Raw genomic sequence first — 24,070 nt, forward strand, 5'->3', positions numbered from 1 at the left:
TAGCGTAACACCTCTGTGATAGTTAAACGCATGCGATTGTGCCGAAAAGCAACGAATAAGTAAAGCCAAGGCACTGAATTTGTCGAATTTGTGCTCATTCGACGGCAATCCACGCATCTGCACGCAATCTTTGCGCTGGTCGGTACTGCAATTTATAGCGCATCTTGCGACAATCATCGATTTGATATCCCAAATAGACAAAGTCTTTTGCCAGCTTCTGGGCATGCTCTATCTGTTTGAGGATCATCACGCTTCCCAAGCTAAGCGCCTCATAGTCAGGGTCAAAAAAAGTATAAATCGCAGACAAGGAGTTGGGCATAACATCGGTAACGGCAACGCCAATCAAGCGCTCTTGATGCCAAAGCTCAATAAAAGCGATGTTCATCCACTTGCACAGTAAGAAACTTTCAAACTGACTGCGCTCAGCGGGATACATACTGCCATCACTGTGGCGCTCATTAATATAGCGCTCGTACAGCGGGTAGTATTCAGGACGCTCAAAGTGACTCACATGCACGGCAAACTCTTTGACTTTATTAAGCTTCCGCTTTTGCGAACGTGAAGGTGTGAACTCACTGGCTAATATGCGCACTGATTCACAGGCTGTGCAACTGGGGCAATGGGGTCGATATATTTGTTCACCACTACGGCGAAAGCCATGTTGCAAGAGCGCTTCAAACCCTTGCGGGGTATAACATAAGGGATCAAGAATAACCAACAGCTGTTCTTCTTGTTCATCAAGATAACTACAAGGAAAACGTTGGCTAAGGCCTATTTTTATGGGAAGGTGTTGCGCCATAAGGAGACTCTAGTTGTCGTGCTCGCCAAAAAGACAAATCAATGGGATATTGATTACTCTCTTTAAGTCTAGCTAAAAAATCCTCTCTGGGTAGGGGAGTTGCCCCCAACTGCGCCAAATAGGGGTTCATCATTTGGCAGTCGATAAAATCTCCACCATGTTGCTTGAGCAATTCCACCAGCGCCCACATCGCTAATTTGGAGCAGTCCCGCTGGCGAAAAAACATCGACTCACCGCAAAACACGCGTGACTGCATAATGCCATAAAGTCCGCCAACCAAACGGGGGCCTTGCCATACTTCAACGCTATGGGCTAGGTTTTGTTGATGAGCTTGGATATATGCGTGCTCCATCGCATCTGTGATCCAAGTACCTTCTTGCGCTATGCGCTGTACTTTGCACTGATGGATAACCTCAGCAAAACACTGATTCACGCTTACGCTGATAGCAAGTTTGCGTGCGCTTTTACGCAGGCTGCGGCTAACGTGGAAATCATCAAGCTCGATGACGGCGCGCTCGCTAGGAGACCACCACATAAGAGGTTCACCTTCACTATACCAAGGAAAAATACCTTGGCGATACGCATCGCTTAAGCGTGAAGGGCTAAGGCAACCACCAATAGCAAGGAGGCCATCAGGGTTTTCTAGCGCAGTATTCGGGTGTGGGAAGCCTTCGTCAATGCTACCCAAGTGGTGTAAATATTGAGTCATAGAATAATGGGGCCGTAGCCCCATCAATACTTATTTTAAGTTATCTAGGTAACGCTCGGCATCGAGCGCCGCCATACAACCTGTGCCAGCAGAGGTAATTGCTTGGCGGTAAATGTGGTCAGAAACGTCACCGGCAGCAAAAACACCTTCCACACTGGTTTGTGTAGCATTGCCATTTAGGCCTGATTCAACAACTAAATAACCGTCTTTCATTTCTAACTGGCCCTGGAACATATCAGTGTTCGGCTTATGGCCAATCGCAATAAACACGCCCATTACATCAAGCTCTTCGGTGGCGTCAGAATTGGCATCTTTAATACGCACACCTGTTACGCCCATGTCGTCACCTAAAACTTCATCAAGTGTACGATTCCAATGGATAGTTACATTGCCGTTTTCAGCCTTTTCTAATAATCGATCAGAAAGGATTTTCTCACTTCTAAAGCTATCACGGCGGTGAATTACGTGAACTTCAGAGGCGATGTTAGACAAATACAGCGCTTCCTCAACAGCGGTGTTACCGCCACCAACAACAGCCACTTTTTGGTTCTTGTAAAAGAATCCGTCACAGGTCGCACACGCAGACACGCCTCGGCCTTGGAAGGCAGTTTCTGAATCAAGGCCAAGGTATTTTGCTGATGCACCGGTGGCGATGATCAGCGCATCGGCTGTGTACGTGCCGCTGTCACCTTTGAGTTCGAACGGACGAACCTGGGTATTCACCTCATTGATGTGATCGAACACAATTTCAGTTTCAAAGCGCTCAGCATGCTCTTTCATACGCTCCATTAAAGCCGGGCCTGTTAAACCGTGGGCATCGCCAGGCCAGTTTTCAACTTCAGTGGTCGTGGTTAACTGACCGCCTTGTTGAATACCAGTAACCAGCACAGGGTTAAGGTTAGCACGGGCGGCATAGACGGCTGCGGTGTATCCCGCTGGGCCGGAGCCAAGAATAAGTAATTTACAGTGTTTGGCGCTCATACAACTTTCCAATTAATTCATGTGAACATAGTTATGCGGGTGATTCTAAGAAAAACAATCCATAAGTAAACAATTTTGCAAACATAACTCAGCGCTAAAACCGCAGGATGTCAAAAAATCTGTACTTGTGCGTTATTACAGCAAATAACGAATAACAAACCGTTATTTCATGACCTGTGATATTTTTTTTGCTATGTTCTAGGGCAATTATAAACTCGCCCCGAGGGTGCGCCCCCGGCGACGCAGAAAAATAAGGGCCTCATGTATTTTTGGCAACATCAAGCGGGCTATGCGCTCGAACAACAAGACATTGATATTTTACTTGATGCAAAAAGCTACCGGCAGCGACTGCTTGAGCTGATTGCCTCGGCTAAACACCGTATTTATATCACCGCTTTGTACCTTCAAGATGATGAAGCGGGTCGGGAAATTCTTGATGCATTACATGACGCATCGCGCCAAAATCCAGAGTTGGAAGTAAAAGTACTGGTCGATTTTCATCGTGCTCAGCGTGGGCTCATTGGTGCCGACAAAAGCGAGGGCAATGCGGCTTTGTATTACCAGCGCTTACAGCAAAGCGGCTCCAACGTGCAAGTATATGGCGTGCCAGTAAAAGCAAAGGAATTGTTTGGGGTGCTGCATCTCAAAGGCTTCGTCATCGACGACACCTTGCTGTACAGCGGAGCAAGCCTAAACAACGTTTATCTACATTATTTCGAGCGCTACCGCTTAGACCGGTATTTTGTTATCAAGCAAGCACAATTAAGTGACGCCTTTGTAGAGTTTGTAGAGCAGACCTTAATCGCCTCTGACGCCGTGCCGCGCATAGACAAACGGCCAATTCCGGCGTTTATCGATATTAAAGCCGAGCACAAGCAATTAGTAAAGGCACTGAAAAAAGCAAGTTATCGCCAGAGCAGCCAAGACAGTCATGCCCCCTTAACCGTACGTCCTTTTATTGGGCTCGGGCGGCGCAACAACAAACTTAACCGTTTAATCAAGCAACTGTTTGATATTACCGATAATGAGCTTGTGCTTTATACTCCTTACTTTAATTTCCCGACGCCGCTGTTAAGAGCGCTACGCAGGCTTTTACGTCAAGGTAAGCAAGTAACCATTGTTGTCGGTGATAAAACCGCCAATGATTTTTACATCCCTCCGACTGAGCGCTTTTCGAAAGTAGGGGCTCTGCCTTATTTATACGAAACCATTTTGGCCAAGTTCCTAAAAAACCAAAAGCGCTTCATCGAAGCGGGTAATCTTAATGTGTACCTGTGGAAACATGATAGCAACTCGTTTCACTTAAAGGGCATATGCAGCGACAAGCGCTACCACTTATTAAGTGGTCATAACCTTAATCCTCGAGCTTGGGGTCTGGATATCGAAAACGGCATTTTTATTGATGATAAAGATGGACAAATGGTTGCAGCGATTGAGCAAGAAAAGCAGGCGATTATGCAACATTGTACCCGCTTGAACAGCTATAAAGAGCTAGAGCAAATGGCTGATTACCCAGAGCCAGTGCAAAAGATTCTTGGACAGGCTAAGCGCGTCAAAGTGGACTTTGTCGTTAAACGTTTCATTTAAACCTTCTTCGATTACTAGCTTTCAAAGGCGGCTTATAATGAGCTGCTTTTTTGTTTGCGCAATCGCTGTTGTAACCCGTTTATTGTTACCCGAGTGCGGGGGAGGAATAGGGGTGTTATAGCGATATAACAATTTGTGCGGGAGTTGATTCAGTGCCAAAATTAGGGTTTCAGCCGTAACTCGTTTCTGGCCTAAATACTCTAAGGTTAGTTATGAGCGTTTAATAATAGTTTTTTGAAAAACTGCTTAAAAGCAACTTAGAAAGTTCGCTGTATACCCTTTGGTCACCCAGCGAAACGAACCAAAACGTGCAGAGGAATCCTCGTTTGAAGTTAGAAGCATTTGACCTTCCTTTACTGCATTTGTCTGTTCCCCGATAACCTTTTTAGGTGTTTTCATCGTGGTTATTTTTTTGGGGTCAAATAGTTAAGCAGTCATAGTATTTATTAATCCTATGTAGTCATTTAGCTGGGATTTTGGTGGGTGCGAATTCCACATTAGTTATTAGATACCTGAAACTATCAACCCACATAAAATAGGCATAGTCAATACAATATAATTGGTATATTCTTTGGTTGTAATCAAGTGAAATCCAAGGGTTTGCAATGCTTAAAGGAAGAAAGCTAATAGAACTATCTTATGATGTTCAAACTGGCTTAGGTAATACTGATGTGCCTGATTTTGATGCACTTCGCACAATGGGAATGGCTGCAACATTAGCCATTCATTTGAGAGGATTGCCTGAAATAAATTATGAACTTCTGAGAAAGGTTAGTGACCATTATTTTAATATACCATCATATGCGCTAAAAGAAGCAGTGAACATTCTTGGTGAAATTGAATTTATCCGAGTTATCAAGAAAGGCACAACAATAAAGTCTATTGTCCCTGACATCCCCCATTTTAAGAATTTACATGAAGGTGTAGGCGACTACTTTTCATTCTCAGAACTTAATGAACATGAACAAGGCACTCTGTTAATACTGTCCCAGCTCCAAAATAAACCAGAAAACAAGCACAGAGTCCAACACGCAACTGGAATAGAAAGCCCTCTATTAGAAAGATGTATGCAAATTGGTACACATGGGCACTATTTCAAAGAATTTAGAGCGCGTGGTAAAGATATTATCGTAAGTCCGTTTTATTTTGCAGATAACCTCGATGAACTTGCTGATATGACTGCAAAATCAGGCTCTAGAGATATTAAGGTTGTGCTAGATATAATCAAAAACAATCAAGGTTGGCCACTTTCATTAATTGAAAAAAGGCTAGAACTAGGCGGAACCAAGTTAACTCCCACTCAGAAAACATTGCTAGTACAATTATGCTCAGAAGGCATACTTAAACCACCTTCTATCGAATTTAACGGAGCAAAAGAAACATTTATTTTCACTCCTCGTCCTGGTCAAACTAAACTTGATGCAAGTAACCGTGAAATATATGAACGTGCAATGGCGCTTGTATCATGTGTTCGCAAAGGTCAATTATTAGCTGAGCAATACAGAATAAAAATGCCCGTTCGAATTCTTGAAACATTGAGGGATAGAGGTTTTATAGGCTCAAATTCGGAAGCCGCAAATCAATATCGAAATTTGGTATTTCTTAAAGTTGGTCACCTTGTTCCCACTACTGGTGATCGCTGCCAGTTTGCTTTGATTAGAAACGAAGAGAATACAGAAGCGTTAAATTTAGCTATAAGCCTTTTGCGAACAGGAGAGCTGGCAAACATGGACGTAAACCAAGATGCCAGATTGGCTTTATCTAAGGATGAAAAATATATCCAATCTATAATATCTTCTGCCGAATTAAAGAAAAGAGAACAAATAACGTTCGATGCAGATGCTGTTGAACAATATGAGCAATTACTACTGGCGTACGAATAATCATGGGATTTCTAGACAAAGATACATATCAAAAAGAAAAAGCGATTCGCTTTTGCTTGGTCAATAATTTAATACCGTTTCTCGAAGTAAATGTTCAAAATTATAGAGAGTTATCTGATACAGCGACTCTAATTACAGATATTGATGTTTTAGGTGTAAAAGTTGACTCCATGGGTCAGCCTAAAAGAGTAGTGTTTGACTGCAAGACTTTGGGAAGAACAAGCCCTATAAATAGAGCGTTTTGGGCTTCAGGATTAATGAATTTTGCCAAATGCTCAGAAGCTTTCATTATATTGAAAAAAAAGGCTTCTGAAGCACATAGGTTATCAGCTAAACAAATTGACGTTCACTTGTTTGATGATAAGCAATTTGATAATTACGGTAACTCTTGCAGTATTGATTACAATATTGACTACGCCTATTCAACAGATATCAACAACTGGGCTAAGCAATTAAATAGTGTAAAAGGCAATGAAAAACTTGAGCAATTCTTAAACTTCTTAAATAGCGACATTCCTTTAGAATCAGACTGTGTGCGTGCATTAAGGCGTTTCCTTTCTGCTTTACAAAAAATCAAAGGAGAATTAGACCCTGCTAAGCCTAAACACCAATCTTTTTTCTATTGTTCGTTAAGTATTTTTACATATTTAATGGCTCAAATTGTCCATGACCTTAGGAATATTGTAGATTTTGATGCTTCAGAGAAAACATTTGAAAAGTTGTTAAAATATTATATTTGGGGTGGCAAGAATAGCTTTAATCACAAAAAAAGCATGACTGAGCTATTTAACTCACAAAACGAGGCCTCAACCAATAGTGAACCAACATTAAAAGAATGGCCTGAATTTATAGAGTTAACACGAAAACTGATGGACTCGCCCGCAAGTATACAAGAATGCATACACCCAATTAGAGAACTATCATTTAGAGCTATCGTCGACATAAAAGCTCCTAAAGAGGTTAATTTATCAGAATCTATAAGTTCAAACTCAAGAATATTTCAGTTTACATATCTAATGGCTAGATACCTCGTTAATTCAGCGCAACTTCCGTCTGACTTTACTTCGATGATTGATAGTGCATTTGTGGAAATAAGAGAACTGAGTTAGGTTTACCACCAAATGCTACCGACTATACATTGTGCTTAATTTAACCAAGATGAAACACAAATGTATGTTAGAAAACCTATCCTGCACTCACCTTCAAGACCGAATGGGGCCTACAGACGGTTATGATCTTTTAAAAGTAAATTGGAAGACTGGTTTCTCTCAGAGTAAGAAAAGCATTTGACTGATCAAGGTGCAGCGACCTTCAATAGGGAGATTGCTAAGCACAAAACCTATCTCCCAACAGGGCAGTTATGGCGTTTTAGCTGCCCAATAAGGTGTTTTCCATATAAATATTAATCTAAACCCCTATCTATAGAGCTGAGCTTCTAAATAGGAAATGTTCAAAAACGAGTGTGTCCGACCGTCTCATCTTCCTCTTAATTAACAGTCACTGAGTAGAGAGCTTTATGATTAATGGCTTACAAACTTCGCAGTATTCGGGGTAGGGTCATAGATAATCTGGAATAGTTGTTAATCGGCAATAAAAAAGGGCAGATAGTGTATCTGCCCTTTATATTTAGTCACTTATAACTTGTCGTTATAGGCTCTCAACCGCAGTGCGTGGGTCAAGGTATTCCATATCAAATGCTTCAGCAACTTCTTTATAAGTTACTTTACCTTTGATGACGTTAAGGCCTTCTAGGAAGTGCTCGTCTTCAAGAAGTGCTTGCTTGTAGCCTTTGTTAGCCAGCTTGATGATGTACGGCAATGTCGCGTTGTTAAGCGCGAAGGTTGATGTACGTGGTACTGCACCTGGCATATTCGCAACACAGTAGTGAACTACGTCATCAACAATGTATGTTGGCTCGTCATGAGTGGTAGGCTTCGAAGTCGCAATACAACCACCTTGGTCGATAGCTACGTCAACAATTGCGGCACCAGGTTTCATTGCTTTGATGTGCTCAGCAGTCACAAGCTTAGGAGCTGCAGCGCCTGGAATAAGTACACCACCAATCACTAAGTCGGCATCCAGTACGTGCTTCTCTAGCGCGTCGGCAGTTGAATACACTACTTTTGCAAGCGAACCAAACTGAGCGTTTAGGCTACGTAGCACATCAACATTACGGTCTAAAATGGTCACATCAGCGCCTAGGCCGACAGCCATTTGGGCTGCGTTACGGCCAACCATACCACCGCCGATAACCACAACTTTAGCAGGCTCAACACCCGGTACGCCGCCAAGCAACATGCCAAGGCCTTGCTTTGACTTTTCAAGTGCCTGAGCACCGGCTTGGATAGACATACGCCCCGCCACTTCTGACATTGGAGCAAGTAGCGGTAAACCGCCTTTAGCATCGGTTACGGTCTCGTATGCGATACAGATAGCGCCGCTTTTCACTAGGTCTTCAGTTTGTGGTAAATCTGGCGCTAGGTGAAGGTAAGTAAACAAGATTTGATCTTGGCGTAGCATCGCACGCTCAACAGCTTGCGGCTCTTTTACTTTGATGATCATCTCTGCTTGGGCGAACACATCTGCCGCGTTTGGTAAGATTTTTGCGCCTACTTCGATGTAATCTTCGTCAGTAAAACCAATGCCTAAACCAGCATTGGTTTCAACAATGACTTCGTGACCATGGTTGATAAGTTCACGCGCGCTGGCTGGGATCATACCAACACGGTACTCATGGTTTTTTATCTCTTTTGGTACACCAATAATCATAGTTACTATACCTTTTGTGAACAGGAAAATTTTTCACTATTGTACTTATGCAGAAATAGTGTGTCTCACTGTTTTACATTTTTAAGCCAGTTGAATACACTTAAATCAAAGTAAAATTAGATAAATCCACTTTCATTAACTATGTATACACAACTAGACCGCATCGACCGTAAAATTTTAGTCGAATTGCAACGGGATGGCCGTATTTCCAACGTTGAATTGGCAAAACGAATTGGCCTTAGTGCGACCCCTTGTTTGGAACGCGTGAAAAAACTTGAGCGTGAAGGGTATATTCGTGGTTATAAAGCGGTGGTCGACCCCGCCAAGCTCGGTCAGGCGCTGCTGGTGTATGTGGAAGTGACCATTACCAAAACATCTCCCGATGTGTTTGACGAATTTAATCAAGCGGTAAAAAAGCACGATGAGATTGTGGAATGCCACTTAGTATCAGGGAATTTCGACTTTTTGCTGAAAACACGAGTGACCGATATGTCTGAGTATCGTCAGGTGCTTGGCGATATTTTGCTGAAGCTACCCAATATCAGCGAAAGCCGCACTTATGTGGTCATGGAAGAAGTAAAGGGTGAAGAGGCATTAATTATCCGTCCACAAGTTCCTTAAGGGCCCGTTAATGCTCGTGCCGATTACAATTACTGATTATAAACCCAGTGCATATTCAGCTGAGAATTGATAAGGTAAGAGTAATGCGCTGTAGTATCGAAAGAAAGAATAAGGATAATGGAATATGCGCCTAAATGGTGTCCAAAGACTGCTTGAAACTGGCTTAATAGTCAGCACCGCGCTAGCCATTTTTATTTTGTGTGCGCTGGTGAGTTTTGACCCAGCCGATCCGTCCTGGTCGCAAACAGGTGAGTTTGTCGATGTTAAAAATATCACCGGCACAGCGGGTGCGTGGGTGGCGGATATTTTATTGTTTAGTTTTGGTTGGTTGGCGTTTTTAGTTCCCGCAGCCATTCAACTGTTTGGGTATCTCGTTTTTAAACGCCCCCACAGAGTGCTTAGCTTAGATTATGTTACTTTAGCGCTGCGCCTCATCGGCTTGGTGCTTTTTACATTGAGCGCTTGCGCTATTAGCTCCATTAATTTTGACGATATTTTTTATTTTTCTTCCGGTGGGGTAGTGGGGGATGTTATTGCCGGTGCGATGATGCCAGCATTTAATTTCACGGGTACCTCTATCCTATTGTTGTGCTTTTTCTTTGCCGGCATGACCTTACTTACAGGTGTTTCTTGGGTTCAATTTGTTGATACCTTGGGCGCGTATGTTATGAAAGCCGCCTTGTTTGTATGGCAGTGGTTGCAAAGCAAACGTGGGCAATACCAAAGTGAGTTTGCTGAAGCCGAGCAGCGCAGCTTGGCCAATGAGCCAAATCCACAAGTGGAAGCGACGCAGAGCGCTCAAGAGCCAAAGCTAGAGATCCAAAGCGATAACGCCGACACAGAAGTTGAAGCCGATAAAGACAAATCATTGTTAGACAAAGCTGCGGCTATGTTTGCGCCAGAGCCTAAAAAAGAGCCTTGGCAGGAACAAAGCAGTGACAGTGATACGCAGAGCGCTGCTAAAGAGGCGCCTAAACAACATCCGGCATTTGATGATATTGATGCCATGCTCGGCGATGAGATGAATTTTAGCGCCATTGATGATGAGGGCTTTGATACCGTCAGCGCGCTCAACGAGCTAGACCAAGCGCCCACCGAGGCAACACCAAATACACAGCCCCAAAATAAAGCGGCAAATACGGCTGTTGCATCAGCGCACAAAGAGACCAACAATTCAGTGGCAACAACCACAGTGGCACACACGAAAGCGCCAACAGCCAAAGAGAAATTCGAACAGCTATTAGAAGAAAAGCCGCCCATGGAGCCGCTTCCTTCGTTGGATTTACTTGATAGACCGGATAAACAGAAAAACCCCATTTCTGAAGAAGAGCTCGAGGCTGTCTCTCGGTTAGTTGAAAGCAAGCTGCAAGATTTTGGCGTACAAGCGTCCGTTGTAGGGGTTTATCCCGGTCCGGTAGTTACACGCTTTGAACTCGATTTAGCACCGGGTGTAAAGGTCGCGAAAATCTCTGGTTTATCGAAAGATTTGGCGCGCTCGTTATCTGCGGTCAGTGTGCGTGTGGTTGAGGTGATCCCGGGGAAAACCTATGTCGGCCTTGAGCTGCCTAATAAACACCGCGAAATCGTGCGCTTATCAGAAGTGATCAATGCCCCTAAGTTTGAACAAAATAAATCGCCACTAACCATGGTGTTAGGTAAAGACATTGCCGGACAACCTGTGGTTGCAGACTTAGCCAAAATGCCGCACTTGTTGGTAGCGGGTACCACTGGCTCAGGTAAGTCAGTGGGCGTTAATGTGATGATTTTAAGCTTGCTATATAAATCGCCGCCAGAAGATGTGCGCATGATCATGATCGACCCGAAAATGCTGGAGTTATCGGTGTACGAGGGGATCCCACATCTACTGTGTGAAGTGGTTACCGATATGAAAGAAGCGGCCAATGCACTGCGTTGGTGTGTTGGTGAAATGGAGCGCCGCTATAAACTGATGTCGGCTTTAGGAGTGCGTAACCTGAAGGGCTACAACCAAAAAGTGCTTGATGCTAAAGCCGCAGGGGAACCTATTTTAGATCCTTTGTTCAAAGATACAGATGGCATGGCTGATGGGCCGCAAGAGCTAGACAAGTTACCCAGCATTGTCGTGGTGATTGATGAATTCGCCGATATGATGATGATTGTTGGTAAAAAAGTGGAAGAGCTCATTGCCCGAATCGCACAAAAAGCACGGGCTGCAGGCATTCATTTGGTATTGGCTACACAGCGTCCATCGGTGGATGTGATCACCGGCCTGATTAAAGCCAATATCCCTACACGTATGGCGTTTCAGGTGTCCTCGAAAATAGACTCGCGCACTATTCTTGACCAACAAGGGGCCGAGCATCTTTTAGGCATGGGTGACATGCTGTATTTACCACCAGGGACCAGTGTGCCAATCCGTGTTCATGGCGCCTTTGTTGATGACCATGAAGTTCACGCGGTTGTGAGTGACTGGAAGGCCCGAGGTAAACCTGATTATGTGGATGAAATACTCAATGGTGACGCCGTCGAAGACGTATTGCTGCCAGGGGAAACATCCGAAGACGGCGACGATGAATCAGACCCATTGTATGACGAGGCCTGCGCTTTTGTTATTGAAAGTGGTCGTGTGTCGGTATCAAGTGTACAGCGTAAACTGCGTGTTGGTTATAACCGCGCTGCGCGATTGGTTGAACAAATGGAGCACTCCGGTTTAGTCAGTTCGCCCGGCCATAATGGCGCCCGCGAAGTGCTAGTTAAGAATAACGCTGGCTAAGGAAGTAATATGAAACAATTTTTATACAGTGCAGTGGCAAGTGCCGCCCTGTTTTCATCAACGGTTTTTGCCGACGACGCACAGATGCTGCAACAACAGCTAAAGGGTTTGGACTCACTCAGTTCGGCTTTTTCACAGCAAGTATTTGACCCGCAGGGGCAGCTGGTGAGTGAAAGTAAAGGAAAATTGCAACTAGAGCAACCACGGAAAATTCGTTGGGAGCAACAACAACCAGACGAAACCTTGTTTGTCTCCAACGGGGTTGATAGCTATTACTTTGACCCTTTCGCCGAGCAAGTGACGGTACTGGATACCTCTAAACTAATTGATAATACGCCGTTTATTCTGCTCACCACAGAAGATGACGAGCTGTGGCAGCAGTTTACTATCAAGCAAATTGAAGCTGGCTTTGAGATTACCCCGAAAAATACTGAAGATGCGCAAGTAGAAAAGCTGACGTTGCATTTTGATGAGCAGCTACAAGTTGCAGCGCTTGAGGTGCTTGACCAATCAGGTCAGCGTTCACACTTTCATTTTGATGCGCCCAAGCGTAATGTTGATATTGATGACAGCGTGTTTGAATTTACCATTCCTGAGCATGTGTTCGTTGATGATCAGCGTGCGCCACAAGCCGAGATAGACCGTGGCGAATAATTTCTCCCTAGATTTTGCCCCCGATGTGCGCCCGTTGGCGGCGCGCATGCGCCCACACACATTGGATCAGTACATCGGCCAAAGCCATATATTAGGCACAGAGCAACCCTTGTACCAAGCCATTAAAAGTGGTCACTGTCACAGCTTAATTTTGTGGGGGCCACCTGGGGTCGGTAAGACCACGCTGGCGCACATTATTGCGCACCACAGCGATGCCCAGTTTTTGGAGTTATCGGCGGTCAGCGCAGGGGTGAAAGATATCCGTGAGGCTGTCGCCAGTGCCAGCGACTTGCTGCAACAACAAGGCAAACGCAGCTTATTGTTTGTGGACGAAGTACACCGTTTTAATAAGTCGCAGCAAGACGCACTGTTGCCGCATGTTGAAAACGGCACCTTCATCTTTATTGGCGCCACCACAGAGAACCCCTCTTTTGCACTGAATAACGCCGTGCTGTCGCGAGCCAGAGTGTACACGCTGAAAAAGCTTTCAGTGGAAGATTTGCAGGCAGTGGTGAATCAGGCGCTAGAACAGGACGACATTCTTCGCCAGCAAGGTGTGACCATCGAGCCCGATAGCCTTGAGCAGTTGTGCCACAGCGCCAATGGCGATGCTCGCAGTGTGCTTAACCTGCTGGAAGTGGCGGCAAATTTGGCGCAGCAACACCAAGGCTGTATTAATCAGGCGGTGCTCAAGCAAGTCGCGCCGCAAATGGTTGCCCAATACGATAAGGGGGGCGATCATTACTACGATTTGATTTCTGCTTTTCACAAATCAGTGCGCGGCTCCGCTCCGGACGCAGCACTGTATTGGTATTGCCGTATTCTTACCGCCGGAGGCGATCCCTTGTACGTTGCGCGGCGGCTACTAGCAATTGCCACCGAAGACATCGGCAATGCAGATCCCAAAGCCATGGAGGTGGCGCTGAATGCTTGGGATATTTTTCATCGCGTTGGCCCCAGCGAAGGTGAACGTGCCATAGCTCAAGCCACCTTATACCTAGCTAGTGCGCCGAAAAGTAATGCCGTATATATGGCCTTTAATGAGGCAAAACGTCACGCGAAAGAGACCGCTCACCTCGATGTGCCTTATCACATCCGCAATGCGCCCACGCAATTAATGAAAGAGCAGGGCTTCGGCGAGGATTATCGCTATGCCCACAATGAGCCGGGAGCCTATGCAGCAGGCGAGAACTTCTTCCCCGAGGAGATTGCTGACAGCCGCTATTATCACCCGAGCGATCGTGGTTTAGAAAAACGCATTAGTGATAAACTTGCTTATTTGCAAGAGCGTGATGCGCAAAGCGACAGGAAGCGCTATGAGCGCTCTTAGTACCTACTTTTTTATTGCCATTGGCGGGGCCTTGGGTGCCTGCGCTCGCTTTGGTATAAGTGAATTAGCACTAAAACTGCTGCCTAAGGGATTCCCTTTTGGCACGCTGGCGGTTAATATTCTCGGTTCATTGTTAATGGGCATATTATATGGCCTGTTGGATCGCGAAATGCTATCGCATCCGCACCGCGTCACACTCGGAGTCGGGTTTTTGGGCGCGCTGACAACATTTTCTACATTTTCCATGGATACGCTGTTGTTGCTTCAGCAAGGGCAGTGGTTGAAAGTGGCGTTAAACGTCCTCCTTAATGTGGGGATGTGTATATTTATGGCTTGGATAGGCCTCATGCTAACAACGCAAAAAGGTTAAAAACTCACATGTTAGACTCAAAGTATCTTCGTCAGGACGTAGAGCAAACAGCAGCCCGTTTAAAGGCACGTGGCTTTGAATTAGACGTAGCGAAACTGGCACAACTCGAAGAACAACGTAAAGCGCTACAGACTAAAACGCAAGAATTACAAAGCGAGCGTAACTCCCGTTCCAAAGCCATTGGTCAAGCGAAGGCGAAGGGTGAAGATATTCAACCTTTATTGGATGCTGTTGCCAACTTAGGTGATGAGCTCGAAAATGCTAAAAAAGAGCAAGATGCCGTCCTCAATGAATTAAAAGACATTGCCTTAGGCCTGCCTAATTTGCCAGCAGAGGATGTTCCAGCAGGCAACGATGAAGACGATAACGTCGAGGTTAGCCGCTGGGGTGAGCCAAAGAGCTATGATTTTGAGGTCAAAGACCACGTTGATTTAGGCGAAGCGCTGGATAAAGGGCTGGATTTTGAAGCCGGGGTGAAGCTCTCGGGTGCCCGCTTTACAGTAATGCGTGGGCAAATCGCGCGCATGCATCGCGCGTTGGTGCAGTTTATGCTCGATACGCACACCGATAAAAACGGCTATACCGAAATGTATGTGCCTTATTTAGTGAATAAAGACAGTTTGTTAGGCACGGGTCAGCTACCTAAGTTTGCAGAAGACTTATTCCACACAGAGAAACTGGGTGAGCACGATGATGGCTTTAGCCTGATCCCTACCGCTGAAGTGCCGCTGACGAACTGTGCGCGTGACGAAATCTTTGAAGAAAAAGAGCTGCCAGTACGAATGACTGCACATACTCCGTGTTTTCGCAGTGAAGCAGGCAGCTATGGCCGCGATACGCGGGGCTTAATTCGTCAGCACCAGTTCGATAAAGTTGAGTTAGTGCAATTGGTCAAACCTGAAGATTCAATGCAGGCACTGGAAGAGCTAACTTCTCATGCCGAGCAAATCTTGCAGGCGCTTGAGTTGCCGTATCGTAAAGTAGTGTTGTGTACCGGCGATATGGGCTTTGGTGCAATGAAAACCTATGACTTAGAAGTGTGGTTGCCAGCACAAGACACCTATCGCGAAATTTCGTCTTGTTCAAATATGGGCGACTTCCAAGCGCGCCGTATGCAAGCGCGTTTCCGCCGCGCGGGCGAGAAAAAGCCGGAATTACTGCATACACTCAATGGTTCAGGGTTAGCCGTGGGCCGCACGTTAGTGGCTATTTTGGAGAATTACCAACAGGCGGATGGCAGTATTGAAGTGCCACAGGCGCTGCGCCCTTACATGGGTGGGTTAGAGCGTATCAGTGCTGCTTAATTATTAGTAGCTTATTGAAAAGGCCGCATTTTTAGCGGCCTTTTTTGATCGCACCGCACGCCTTGACCGTAGCTAATACAAAGCAAATTACAAGGAGAAAGTATGGACTATTCTGCGGTTATTTTGGTGTCATTGGTGTTGTTTGCCTGGATGTTGGTAGCGCAGTGGTTTGTGGCATCAACTGTAAAGGCGAGGGCCGATAACGCCATTCCAGGAAAAATTGATGATAACCTGTCTCATGACTCATTTATCTTTCGTGCCCACCGAACGTTTCAAAATACATTAGAAAACGCGCCGCTGTATATTGTTTGTGCCCTAGTCGGTCTGCACTTGGGGGTGTCAGGGCCCATCTTCGCTATTGCCAGCGCGGTATTTGTCGCCGCTAGAGTCATTCATATGCTGCTTTACTACGTGATTGCCACCGAATCTAACCCCAGCCCCCGAAGTTATTTCTTTATGATCGGCTGGCTCGCGAATATCGTGATGCTCGTGCTACTCACACTGGAAATCTTACTCTTTTAATCTCGCCGGTGTGGGGTGTATTTAATTGTTAATGCTGTGAGCTGTAGAATCTACGAGTTTGAAGCGGGTGAAATGTCTTAGAGATAGAGGCATACTGAAAGCGGGTGGGGTGAACTCACTCGCTTTTTTATTAAAGCGGTTTGGGGTCTGTGGCAAATTCCACCTTCTTTAAGTATCGTGCCTAATATAGGCCGCTAATAACCTGTTAGCCTTGAAGGAAAGATCGATGACTGAAGCATGGCATAAAACGGAAACAGATTTAGATGCAGATGAGCATGCTGTTGATTTTTGGTCGCGCCACAGAGAAGAACTACAAGAAGGTGAATTTTGGGCTGATCGTATAAAAAAACTTAGAGACGCTCCCGAAAAACGTTTGGCGTTGGCTATAGAAAACTTGCCTTTGCCTGCATCATTTAGAGAAGCCGCAGTTGCCACGAGAGCTTTGATTCGAAATAAGCGTAAGCAGAAAATTGAATATGAAGAAGAGTTGGCACTTTTATATTGGCTCGCGGCAGTTAATTCATTTTCAATACCTTATTCAAATGTACTGAAAGAGCCCGGCTACAATGTAGTCGAATCTGTTCCCGGTAAGAAATTGAAGGGGCTCCCATTTTCATATAAATCGCTCGGCTACAACAAATTAGAATTGCTAAACAAGACTGATGTAAAGTGGCTTTCCGAGCTTTGGGGTGAGCCAGAACAGCATACGACGTTACACGAAATGCATAATGATGTTTGGCGGGAGTATGAATGTAAACTTAAAGCCAAAAGGATGGAACGAGACGAAGAATTTATAAAAGGCATCAATGAACGTCCTTCTTCTCCTGCGGAGTTACCCAGTTCTTTAAATGAACCCAAAGGTACCAACAAAGTTAAATGGCTTATTGTAGCAGTAGTGATAGGCTTGTTATTGGCAGCCGTATACAGGCATTAGCTCTTCAAAGTAAGGATTCGCTGTTGAGGAAAGTTTTAGCTGTTTTAATTGTCGCTTATATTGCTTATGGATGGTTTGGTTATTTTTGGGATAAATCAGAAGGGGCAAATAAGCTAGAAAAATTTAGTAATCTAACCGTTGAAGACATAGTCTCAATCGAAGCGATAAATTCTGATTATATCAATGTGACAAATTTAGCATTGAATTCTGCTCAATCAAAAGAGCTATTAATTCATGCTATTGCTAGTGCAGAGCAATCATCAATTGCTAATAAACCACCCAAACACATCAAACTATATATCAAAATTAAAACAAAGGACGAGACCATAGGTTTGAACCTTATGGTTCCACTTACGAAGAAAGATGAAATGTATTTTTTTGTTGTAGGTCGGGTTTATGATGGTGAAAGTTTCACTCAGGATAGTTATGGTCGATTTATAACTAATGGGCTTTATGAGTTTCTAGTTGAGGCAAAGTTAGTAAACGAGAGTTAATGCGTTAACCTTATTCCCTAGCGATATTCAAACCAACAAAAAAGGGGCCTTGTATGGCCCCTTGTTTATTAGTCTGTGCCTATAAAGCCACCGGTTTGATGGGCCCACAGTTGGGCGTAGATCCCCCCTTGGGCGATAAGCTCTTGGTGTGTGCCTTGCTCTACAATATGGCCTTTGTCCATCACCACTAAGCGATCCATTTGCGCTATGGTCGATAAGCGGTGGGCAATGGCAATAACGGTTTTATTTTCCATTAAGGTATCGAGGCTCGCTTGAATCGCTGCTTCTACCTCAGAGTCTAAAGCTGATGTGGCTTCATCGAGCACTAAAATAGGGGCGTCTTTTAACAGTACGCGAGCAATCGCGATACGCTGGCGCTGGCCACCTGATAGCTTGACGCCGCGCTCACCCACTTGCGCATCCAGTCCTTTGTTGCCATGACTGTCTTCCAGTTCACTAACAAAATCCCATGCCTCAGCCTTTTTCGCAGCGGCGATGATTTGCTCATCCGTGGCATCGGCTAAGCCATAACCGATATTTTCGCGTACGCTACGATGCAGCAGCGCGGTGTCTTGTGACACCATAGCGATATGTTGGCGCAGGCTTTCCTGAGTCACCTGGTTTATCGGCGCATCATCAATACGAATGTGTCCTTGCTCAACATCATAAAAGCGCAATAACAGGTTAACTAAGGTTGATTTACCGGCGCCAGAGCGACCAACAACCCCAACTTTTTCGCCAGCAGCAATGTTTAGAGATAGCCCATCGAGCACCGGTGGGTGTGACGGGGTAATTGGCTTGGCATAATTAAAGGTAATGTTATTAAAGTCGATGCGCCCTTGGGTCACCTTCAGCGTGTTGGCATCCTCTGCGTCGGTTATGGTTATGGGTTTCGTTAAGGTGTTCATGCCATCGGCAACGGTGCCGATATTTTCAAACAGGGCGCTGACTTCCCACATGATCCACTGCGCCATGCCGTTAAGGCGCAGCGCTAAACTAACGGCGATGGCAATGGCGCCGACGCTGATTAAACTAATAGACCAAAGGTAAATCGATAACGCCGCAATCACCGCCACCAAGCCGTAGTTAAGCAGCTGCACGCTCACTTGTAACTTAGTGACCAGACGCATTTGCCGATATACCGGGTCTAAAAACAGCTCCATCGATTCACGGGCATATTGCTCCTCCCGCGATGAATGAGAAAAGAGTTTGATAGTGGCGATATTGGTGTAGCTATCAACAATACGGCCTGTCATTTGCGAGCGGGCTTCGGCTTGTTGCTCGGCGACCGCTTTCAGGCGGGGTATAAAATAACGCTGCACTGCAATATAACCTACAAGCCAGCCTAAAATTGGCATCATTAAGCGCCAATCTGCCTGGCCAACAAAGAACAGCATGGCGGAAAAATACACCACAATATACACCGCGACATCAAGTAGCTTGATGACGGTTTCCCTTACCGCCAACGACGTTTGCATCACCTTAGTGGCAATGCGCCCGGCAAAGTCATCGGCATAAAAGCTCACACTTTGGCGCAGTAGGTAACGGTGCGCCAACCAGCGGATGGCCATGGGGTAATTACCGAGCAAGCTTTGATGGAGAACGGCTGAGTGAACAAACACTAAAATAGGCAACAGCACGATAGTGACCAGACCCATAAACCAAAGCGTATCGGTTTCGGTGCTTAACAGCTGTTCCGGGGTTGTCTGTCCAAGCCAGTCAACGAGTTGACCCATAAAGCTAAATAGCGAAACTTCAACAATGGCTAATAAGGCGGCGCTGATTGACATCACCGCCAGCGGCCAGCCCATGCCTTGGGTGTAATAACGGCAAAAAGCCCATAATCCCTTGGGTGGCGCGGTTGTTGTGCGCTCGGGAAAAGGGGCGGTTAGTTTTTCGAAAAAGGAAAGCATAGCACCACACATAACTAACTGATTTAAGGCGTCAGTGTAGCGATTTTGCGGCGTAAAACCTAGCGCAACAAGTGTGCTAATTTTGCACCACTGTGGTGACTATGCCGACACCTAGTTACGCGCTTTGCGCTTGCTCATTGAGCTCTGCAAGCATCATTTCGCGCATTTTAAACTTTTGTAATTTCCCGGTGACCGTCATCGGGTATTCCTCGACGATACGAATATACTTAGGCACTTTAAAATAGGCGAGTTGATCTTTTAGGTAGGCCCGAATTTGCGGCTCATCGATATCGCGGTTGTCCTTTGCTTTGAGCCACAAGCATACTTGCTCGCCAAATTTATCATCGGGGATACCAAAGACCGCCGCATCACTGACAGCGTCGTGCAAATACAGCACTTCTTCTATTTCGCGCGGATAAATGTTCTCGCCACCGCGAATGATCATATCTTTAATTCGGCCAACGATGGTCACGTAACCTTGCTCATCCATGACCCCTAAATCGCCAGAGTGTAGCCAGCCCTCAGCGTCGATAGTGGCGTTAGTTTTCGCTTCATCGCCCCAATAGCCTTGCATCACACAGTAGCCGCGAGCACAAATTTCACCCGGGCTACCAATGGCAGCGATTTTACCGCGTTCATCAATAATTTTAATTTCTGTGTGCGCCATTGCTCGGCCCACGGTTTGCACTTGCTTGTCAATTGGCGCGTCGGTTTGGGTAATATGGTTGATGGGGCTGCACTCGGTTTGCCCGTAGCCAATCACCACCTCGCGCATATGAAAATCACTGTGTACTTTGCGCATCAATTCTTGCGGGCAGGTGCTGCCAGCCATGACTCCGGTGCGCAAGGTACTGAGATCGTACTGCTGAAAGTCGGGGTGTTCTAATTGCGCAATAAACATCGTCGGTACGCCATGGAGCGCCGTACAGCGTTCTTGCTCAACGCAGTTTAGGGTGCTGACTGCATCGAATGAGGGGGCTGGAAATATCGCACAGGCGCCGCTGGCCAAACACACTAGATTGCCCAGCACCATGCCAAAGCAATGGTACAGGGGCACCGGAATACACAGTCTGTCTTTATCATTAAAGTGCATCGCTTGGGCAACCAGCAAACCATTATTCAAAATATTGCGGTGCGAGAGCGTGGCGCCTTTGGGGTTTCCGGTTGTGCCCGAGGTAAATTGAATATTAATGGCGTCGTCAGGTCGAAGTTGCGCTTCAATAACCCGCATTTGCTGGTAGTGCGCATCCTCGCCCAGTTGTTGAACCGACTTAAATGATGTCATGCCGGCAAAAGGTTGCTCGGAGAGAATAATTACCTGCTCTAGAGTGGGCAGCGCTTGCAGGGTGGTTTTGCTACCGTCTTTTAATTCCGGTGCAAGCTGGTAGATCATGTCAACGTAGTTTGATGCTTTAAATTGCTCGGCCATCACCAAATACTTTACACCCACGTTGTTAATGGCAAAGGCCAACTCATGAGGGCGATAGGCGGGGTTAATGCACACCATAATGGCGCCAATTTTGGCGCTTGCGAATTGCACTAAGGACCATTCAATATTGTTGGGTGACCAAATGCCAACCCGATCCCCTGGCTGCACACCTAGAGCGAGTAAGCCCGCAGCGAGGCGCTCTATTTCCCGTAAATACTGGCGGTAAGTCCAACGGATCCCTTGATGGCGAACGACAATCGCCTCATTGTCAGGGTGTTTGTCGACAATATAATCAAGATGCTCGGCGATGGTTCGCTCGCTAAGCGGCGTTGAAAATGAGCCGTGGTACTGGCTCAATGTTAACGGTAGTGAAGGGGAGTGATTGTCTTGTTGTTGCGGCATTGACTGCCTCCTTGCCCGGATAGATGTTGTCATTTTAGGTTCTTCAACACCTAATCAAGCACAGACTGTCGACACTTTCCATTATTTTGAGGTGGTTTCTGTTGGAATTAGACTAAAGGTTTAGTTTTTGTCGACATAAAAAAGCGGGCCATGGGCCCGCTACATCGTCTTGGGGAGAGAAATAATTTAGCTCGTTGCTTCTTGCAGTGCCTTCATTTTATCGTGGCAAATTTGCATGCGTTCACGAAGCTGAGAAAGAACTTGTGCGCACTGAGGTGGCTGCGACTCTTCTAGTGCATCGTCGAACTCTTCAAGCACTTTATCTTCAACCTCTTCAAGGTGTTTGATGTACGTATGCTCTTCGTTGCTCTTAATCGCGCTCATCACCTTAGTGTAGGTTTTACGTACATCAACCAGGGTGTCTGAGCCGGTTTCAATTTCGCCTTGCTCTTCAATGGCAAAGGGTTGCAAGTCGGTCACCGCTTTGTGCTTTTCATCGATCATGTTTTGGAACACGGTACGTACATCATTACTATCAATGTTGTCTTTGGCATCGGAGTAAAAATCAATGCCACCCTTTAGTACTTTGATAATGTCTGTGATTTTCTCTGAACGTTGCATTGTCATAATTGTGCTCCTTCAATTTTGAATTCGATTTAATAGGAGCAATGCTTGTGCCAAATCGAGGGAATACATAAAAAACATTATTAAACAGTGTTTTATCTTTATCTTCGAACGCTTGAAATGTGTAAACCAACACCTTTTTCATGGGCAACTGTGAAAGCTTTTCAATTACAGGCGGTAAAAACGTCATAGTCGTACAGCCAACAAAGCGTATTATTTTTTACCTTTCACAGTGCGCCAGATGAAGATGTGCTGCGTAGTAGCTATTATCGGAAAAAGAAGGAAGAAGAATGGATTGTAACGTTGCCCCAAGCACAACCTACCACGAGTGTAATACCCTTACGACAACGCGTCGTAAACGGGGAAAAGGATTTGAATACTTCCATCTTGATAAGGAAAAGGTAACCAGTCGTGCTTACTTAAAACGAATGCGAGAGTTGGTTGTGCCTCCTATGTGGCGTGATGTACGTATTAGCGCTTGCCAGTACAATAAGGTGCAGGCCGTTGGCGTTGATGGCAAAGGAAAGCGACAATACATTTACCACGCCCATTGGCAATTGGCGCAACAGCAAAAAAAATTTGCCAAGTTAGGTGAATTCGCTGCTCAGCTTCCAGATGCGCGAGGGCACTGTTTATCCTTATTGGCAGAACCTGATTGGACGAAAGACAAAGTGTGCGCGCTTGGGTGCGCAATCTTAGACCTTACCGCGATTCGTGTAGGCAATAATAATTATTACAAAGCCAATGAAACTTGTGGGTTAACCACGCTTCGACGCAAGCATGTGGATATTAAAGACGACCATGTACAATTTAGCTTTAAAGGTAAACACGCAAGACACCGAGAGGTGCGCATTGACGATACTGAGCTTGCTGAATTAGTGGCTTCAAGTGCAGAGCAACAAGGGTATAGCTTGCTACGTTATTATCAACAAGGCCAATGGCATGACCTGCAAAGTGATGATATTAACGAATTTATCCACTGTGTTTTTGGCGGCCACTTTAGTGCCAAAGATTATCGTACCTGGGCGGGGACGCGAATGGCGGTACGCTTTGCCCACGTAGCCGCAGAGCAGGTACAGGCGCACCCAAGGCGCAAATTTAAGTCTCAACTGGTTAAACTCGTCGCCAAGCAGTTAGGCAATACCGCGAACATTTGCGAACAGTATTATATTCACCCGAAGGTGTTAGAACACCTCAGCGAACACTATGAAAATGAACACCCGTTTGCGCATTTTGACGCGACACCGCGCTCTTTAACCGGGGAGTTAGACATGGATGAGAGGCATGCGTTAGCGATTATTACCGGGCGATGACGTAACAGGCCATTTCTGCGGCCTGTTACTATCGGGGGGATTACTGCTTAGCGTAAGTGCGCAGCATAATATCGACATACGCCGTCATAAAGGCTTGCTCTTGAAACTTCTTCAGTCCCGTATCAGCGAACTCAATAGGTAATGGGTTGCGCTTAAGCTGTTCTTTCATCTCTGTGGCACTAATAATGTGCACATCTAAGTTAGTTATCAGCTGCAGTGCCGCTTCCATTTTAAAGCCAACCGCGCCGCCAGCGAACTTTCCTTTATGAGGTCGCGCTTTGATGGCGATAGCATCCACTTGGTAATCTTCCATCAGCTTTTTAAAGTCGCGATGAAACTTTTGGATTTCTTCAGTATTGTTGGCATCGCTTAAAACAAAACGTGTTTGGCGCACATCACGGATGTCAAACACATCATTTTCTTTACTTAGAAGGCATAGTAAAACTTCACTGCCTTTTATTTCTACGCCGCAAGTATGCATAGTCAAATATCACCTTTTTTATCAATGGCATTAGTATATCAGAAGCGCATACAAAATTTGTTAAGAAAATTAGCCTACGAGCCTTGTATTTACCTCTATAGCGCGCCAAAATAGCGCCTTGCTCACGCTTTGTGGGCGGCAGTATCATCGCAATGCTTGTTGGTATAAGCGTTGATTAGACTTATTAAATAGACAAATA

General features: G+C 45.5%; 21 protein-coding genes. 13 read left to right on the top strand and 8 right to left on the bottom strand.

Features of this window, described 5'->3' with window-relative positions; translation table 11 throughout:
* Window positions 1-94: 94 nt before the first annotated feature.
* The 3 genes from MHM94_RS04485 to trxB are packed head-to-tail and all read right to left on the bottom strand — an operon-like array spanning window position 95 to window position 2,489.
* Window positions 95-799, bottom strand: a complete 705-nt coding sequence (locus MHM94_RS04485; protein WP_022944172.1) for an arginyltransferase — start codon at window positions 797-799, stop codon at window positions 95-97.
* A complete protein-coding gene (gene aat, locus MHM94_RS04490; protein WP_235419043.1) occupies window positions 765-1,508 on the bottom strand; it encodes a leucyl/phenylalanyl-tRNA--protein transferase in 744 nt (247 codons plus the stop codon). The genes MHM94_RS04485 and aat overlap by 35 nt, the downstream gene beginning before the upstream one ends.
* A 30-nt stretch (window positions 1,509-1,538) precedes the next feature.
* Window positions 1,539-2,489, bottom strand: a complete 951-nt coding sequence (gene trxB / locus MHM94_RS04495; RefSeq protein WP_045978766.1) for a thioredoxin-disulfide reductase — start codon at window positions 2,487-2,489, stop codon at window positions 1,539-1,541.
* 261 nt (window positions 2,490-2,750) lie between these two features.
* Between trxB and pssA the strand changes: the two genes are divergently transcribed.
* The 3 genes from pssA to MHM94_RS04510 all read left to right on the top strand — a co-directional run bounded on the left by pssA (window position 2,751) and on the right by MHM94_RS04510 (window position 7,068).
* Window positions 2,751-4,076: a CDP-diacylglycerol--serine O-phosphatidyltransferase gene (gene pssA / locus MHM94_RS04500; RefSeq protein ID WP_235419042.1), complete on the top strand. Its 1,326-nt coding sequence runs from the start codon at window positions 2,751-2,753 to the stop codon at window positions 4,074-4,076.
* A gap of 605 nt (window positions 4,077-4,681) precedes the next feature.
* Entirely contained in the window at window positions 4,682-5,959 is a 1,278-nt protein-coding gene (locus tag MHM94_RS04505; RefSeq protein ID WP_235419041.1) for a hypothetical protein, read from the top strand.
* A gap of 2 nt (window positions 5,960-5,961) precedes the next feature.
* Window positions 5,962-7,068 carry a hypothetical protein gene (locus MHM94_RS04510; RefSeq protein WP_235419040.1) on the top strand — a complete coding sequence of 369 codons (1,107 nt, stop codon included), beginning with the start codon at window positions 5,962-5,964 and terminating at the stop codon, window positions 7,066-7,068.
* A gap of 538 nt (window positions 7,069-7,606) precedes the next feature.
* Here the strand turns inward: MHM94_RS04510 and ald are convergent.
* Window positions 7,607-8,728 (bottom strand): alanine dehydrogenase, encoded by a 1,122-nt coding sequence (ald, locus tag MHM94_RS04515; RefSeq protein ID WP_022944180.1) that lies wholly within the window; start codon window positions 8,726-8,728, stop codon window positions 7,607-7,609.
* Between the two features lie 141 nt (window positions 8,729-8,869).
* Here ald and lrp point away from each other — a divergent pair, with 141 nt between their 5' ends.
* The 9 genes from lrp (at window position 8,870) to MHM94_RS04560 (ending at window position 17,709) form a co-directional block, all read left to right on the top strand.
* The gene (gene lrp, locus MHM94_RS04520; RefSeq protein ID WP_022944181.1) at window positions 8,870-9,349 is read left to right on the top strand and encodes a leucine-responsive transcriptional regulator Lrp; all 480 of its coding nucleotides are present in this window, start codon (window positions 8,870-8,872) and stop codon (window positions 9,347-9,349) included.
* Between the two features lie 124 nt (window positions 9,350-9,473).
* Window positions 9,474-12,101, top strand: a complete 2,628-nt coding sequence (locus tag MHM94_RS04525; RefSeq protein ID WP_235419039.1) for a DNA translocase FtsK — start codon at window positions 9,474-9,476, stop codon at window positions 12,099-12,101.
* Window positions 12,102-12,110: 9 nt separating this feature from the next.
* Window positions 12,111-12,755, top strand: a complete 645-nt coding sequence (gene lolA / locus MHM94_RS04530) for an outer membrane lipoprotein chaperone LolA (protein ID WP_235419038.1) — start codon at window positions 12,111-12,113, stop codon at window positions 12,753-12,755.
* A 46-nt stretch (window positions 12,756-12,801) separates the two neighbouring features.
* The gene (locus MHM94_RS04535) at window positions 12,802-14,085 is read left to right on the top strand and encodes a replication-associated recombination protein A (protein WP_235419149.1); all 1,284 of its coding nucleotides are present in this window, start codon (window positions 12,802-12,804) and stop codon (window positions 14,083-14,085) included.
* On the top strand, window positions 14,072-14,455 hold the full coding sequence (crcB, locus tag MHM94_RS04540) for a fluoride efflux transporter CrcB (protein WP_022944185.1): 384 nt from the start codon (window positions 14,072-14,074) through the stop codon (window positions 14,453-14,455). The genes MHM94_RS04535 and crcB overlap by 14 nt, the downstream gene beginning before the upstream one ends.
* 8 nt (window positions 14,456-14,463) lie before the next feature.
* Window positions 14,464-15,759: a serine--tRNA ligase gene (gene serS / locus MHM94_RS04545; protein WP_045978778.1), complete on the top strand. Its 1,296-nt coding sequence runs from the start codon at window positions 14,464-14,466 to the stop codon at window positions 15,757-15,759.
* A gap of 102 nt (window positions 15,760-15,861) precedes the next feature.
* Window positions 15,862-16,281, top strand: coding sequence for an MAPEG family protein (locus MHM94_RS04550; RefSeq protein ID WP_235419037.1), 420 nt, complete (start codon window positions 15,862-15,864; stop codon window positions 16,279-16,281).
* 226 nt (window positions 16,282-16,507) lie between these two features.
* Window positions 16,508-17,215, top strand: coding sequence for a hypothetical protein (locus tag MHM94_RS04555; RefSeq protein WP_235419036.1), 708 nt, complete (start codon window positions 16,508-16,510; stop codon window positions 17,213-17,215).
* A 23-nt stretch (window positions 17,216-17,238) separates the two neighbouring features.
* Window positions 17,239-17,709 (top strand): hypothetical protein, encoded by a 471-nt coding sequence (locus MHM94_RS04560; protein ID WP_045978783.1) that lies wholly within the window; start codon window positions 17,239-17,241, stop codon window positions 17,707-17,709.
* Between the two features lie 68 nt (window positions 17,710-17,777).
* On the opposite strand, the gene MHM94_RS04565 is transcribed toward MHM94_RS04560, so the two are convergent.
* From MHM94_RS04565 to MHM94_RS04575, 3 genes are all read right to left on the bottom strand, one after another.
* Complete coding sequence (locus tag MHM94_RS04565; RefSeq protein ID WP_235419035.1) at window positions 17,778-19,622, bottom strand: ABC transporter ATP-binding protein; 1,845 nt, start codon at window positions 19,620-19,622, stop codon at window positions 17,778-17,780.
* A 115-nt stretch (window positions 19,623-19,737) separates the two neighbouring features.
* Window positions 19,738-21,453, bottom strand: a complete 1,716-nt coding sequence (locus tag MHM94_RS04570; RefSeq protein WP_235419034.1) for an AMP-binding protein — start codon at window positions 21,451-21,453, stop codon at window positions 19,738-19,740.
* Between the two features lie 186 nt (window positions 21,454-21,639).
* The gene (locus tag MHM94_RS04575) at window positions 21,640-22,080 is read right to left on the bottom strand and encodes a PA2169 family four-helix-bundle protein (protein ID WP_022944192.1); all 441 of its coding nucleotides are present in this window, start codon (window positions 22,078-22,080) and stop codon (window positions 21,640-21,642) included.
* A gap of 287 nt (window positions 22,081-22,367) precedes the next feature.
* Between MHM94_RS04575 and MHM94_RS04580 the strand changes: the two genes are divergently transcribed.
* A complete protein-coding gene (locus tag MHM94_RS04580) occupies window positions 22,368-23,390 on the top strand; it encodes a DNA topoisomerase IB (protein WP_235419033.1) in 1,023 nt (340 codons plus the stop codon).
* 40 nt (window positions 23,391-23,430) lie between these two features.
* Here the strand turns inward: MHM94_RS04580 and MHM94_RS04585 are convergent, their stop codons facing one another.
* Entirely contained in the window at window positions 23,431-23,871 is a 441-nt protein-coding gene (locus tag MHM94_RS04585) for a DUF3010 family protein (protein ID WP_235419148.1), read from the bottom strand.
* Window positions 23,872-24,070 lie beyond the last annotated feature (199 nt).

The sequence above is a fragment of the Pseudoalteromonas sp. CNAT2-18.1 genome (assembly GCF_022347865.1).
Taxonomy (GTDB): Bacteria; Pseudomonadota; Gammaproteobacteria; order Enterobacterales; family Alteromonadaceae; genus Pseudoalteromonas; species Pseudoalteromonas ruthenica.

Bases quoted from the DNA above. Each gene is read 5' to 3' on its own strand.
- MHM94_RS04485 (WP_022944172.1), bottom strand. From the start codon at position 799: ATGGCGCAACACCTTCCCATAAAAATAGGCCTTAGCCAACGTTTTCCT.
- aat (WP_235419043.1), bottom strand. From the start codon at position 1,508: ATGACTCAATATTTACACCACTTGGGTAGCATTGACGAAGGCTTCCCA.
- trxB (WP_045978766.1), bottom strand. From the start codon at position 2,489: ATGAGCGCCAAACACTGTAAATTACTTATTCTTGGCTCCGGCCCAGCG.
- pssA (WP_235419042.1), top strand. From the start codon at position 2,751: ATGTATTTTTGGCAACATCAAGCGGGCTATGCGCTCGAACAACAAGAC.
- MHM94_RS04505 (WP_235419041.1), top strand. From the start codon at position 4,682: ATGCTTAAAGGAAGAAAGCTAATAGAACTATCTTATGATGTTCAAACT.
- MHM94_RS04510 (WP_235419040.1), top strand. From the start codon at position 5,962: ATGGGATTTCTAGACAAAGATACATATCAAAAAGAAAAAGCGATTCGC.
- ald (WP_022944180.1), bottom strand. From the start codon at position 8,728: ATGATTATTGGTGTACCAAAAGAGATAAAAAACCATGAGTACCGTGTT.
- lrp (WP_022944181.1), top strand. From the start codon at position 8,870: ATGTATACACAACTAGACCGCATCGACCGTAAAATTTTAGTCGAATTG.
- MHM94_RS04525 (WP_235419039.1), top strand. From the start codon at position 9,474: ATGCGCCTAAATGGTGTCCAAAGACTGCTTGAAACTGGCTTAATAGTC.
- lolA (WP_235419038.1), top strand. From the start codon at position 12,111: ATGAAACAATTTTTATACAGTGCAGTGGCAAGTGCCGCCCTGTTTTCA.
- MHM94_RS04535 (WP_235419149.1), top strand. From the start codon at position 12,802: ATGCGCCCACACACATTGGATCAGTACATCGGCCAAAGCCATATATTA.
- crcB (WP_022944185.1), top strand. From the start codon at position 14,072: ATGAGCGCTCTTAGTACCTACTTTTTTATTGCCATTGGCGGGGCCTTG.
- serS (WP_045978778.1), top strand. From the start codon at position 14,464: ATGTTAGACTCAAAGTATCTTCGTCAGGACGTAGAGCAAACAGCAGCC.
- MHM94_RS04550 (WP_235419037.1), top strand. From the start codon at position 15,862: ATGGACTATTCTGCGGTTATTTTGGTGTCATTGGTGTTGTTTGCCTGG.
- MHM94_RS04555 (WP_235419036.1), top strand. From the start codon at position 16,508: ATGACTGAAGCATGGCATAAAACGGAAACAGATTTAGATGCAGATGAG.
- MHM94_RS04565 (WP_235419035.1), bottom strand. From the start codon at position 19,622: ATGCTTTCCTTTTTCGAAAAACTAACCGCCCCTTTTCCCGAGCGCACA.
- MHM94_RS04570 (WP_235419034.1), bottom strand. From the start codon at position 21,453: ATGCCGCAACAACAAGACAATCACTCCCCTTCACTACCGTTAACATTG.
- MHM94_RS04575 (WP_022944192.1), bottom strand. From the start codon at position 22,080: ATGACAATGCAACGTTCAGAGAAAATCACAGACATTATCAAAGTACTA.
- MHM94_RS04580 (WP_235419033.1), top strand. From the start codon at position 22,368: ATGGATTGTAACGTTGCCCCAAGCACAACCTACCACGAGTGTAATACC.
- MHM94_RS04585 (WP_235419148.1), bottom strand. From the start codon at position 23,871: ATGCATACTTGCGGCGTAGAAATAAAAGGCAGTGAAGTTTTACTATGC.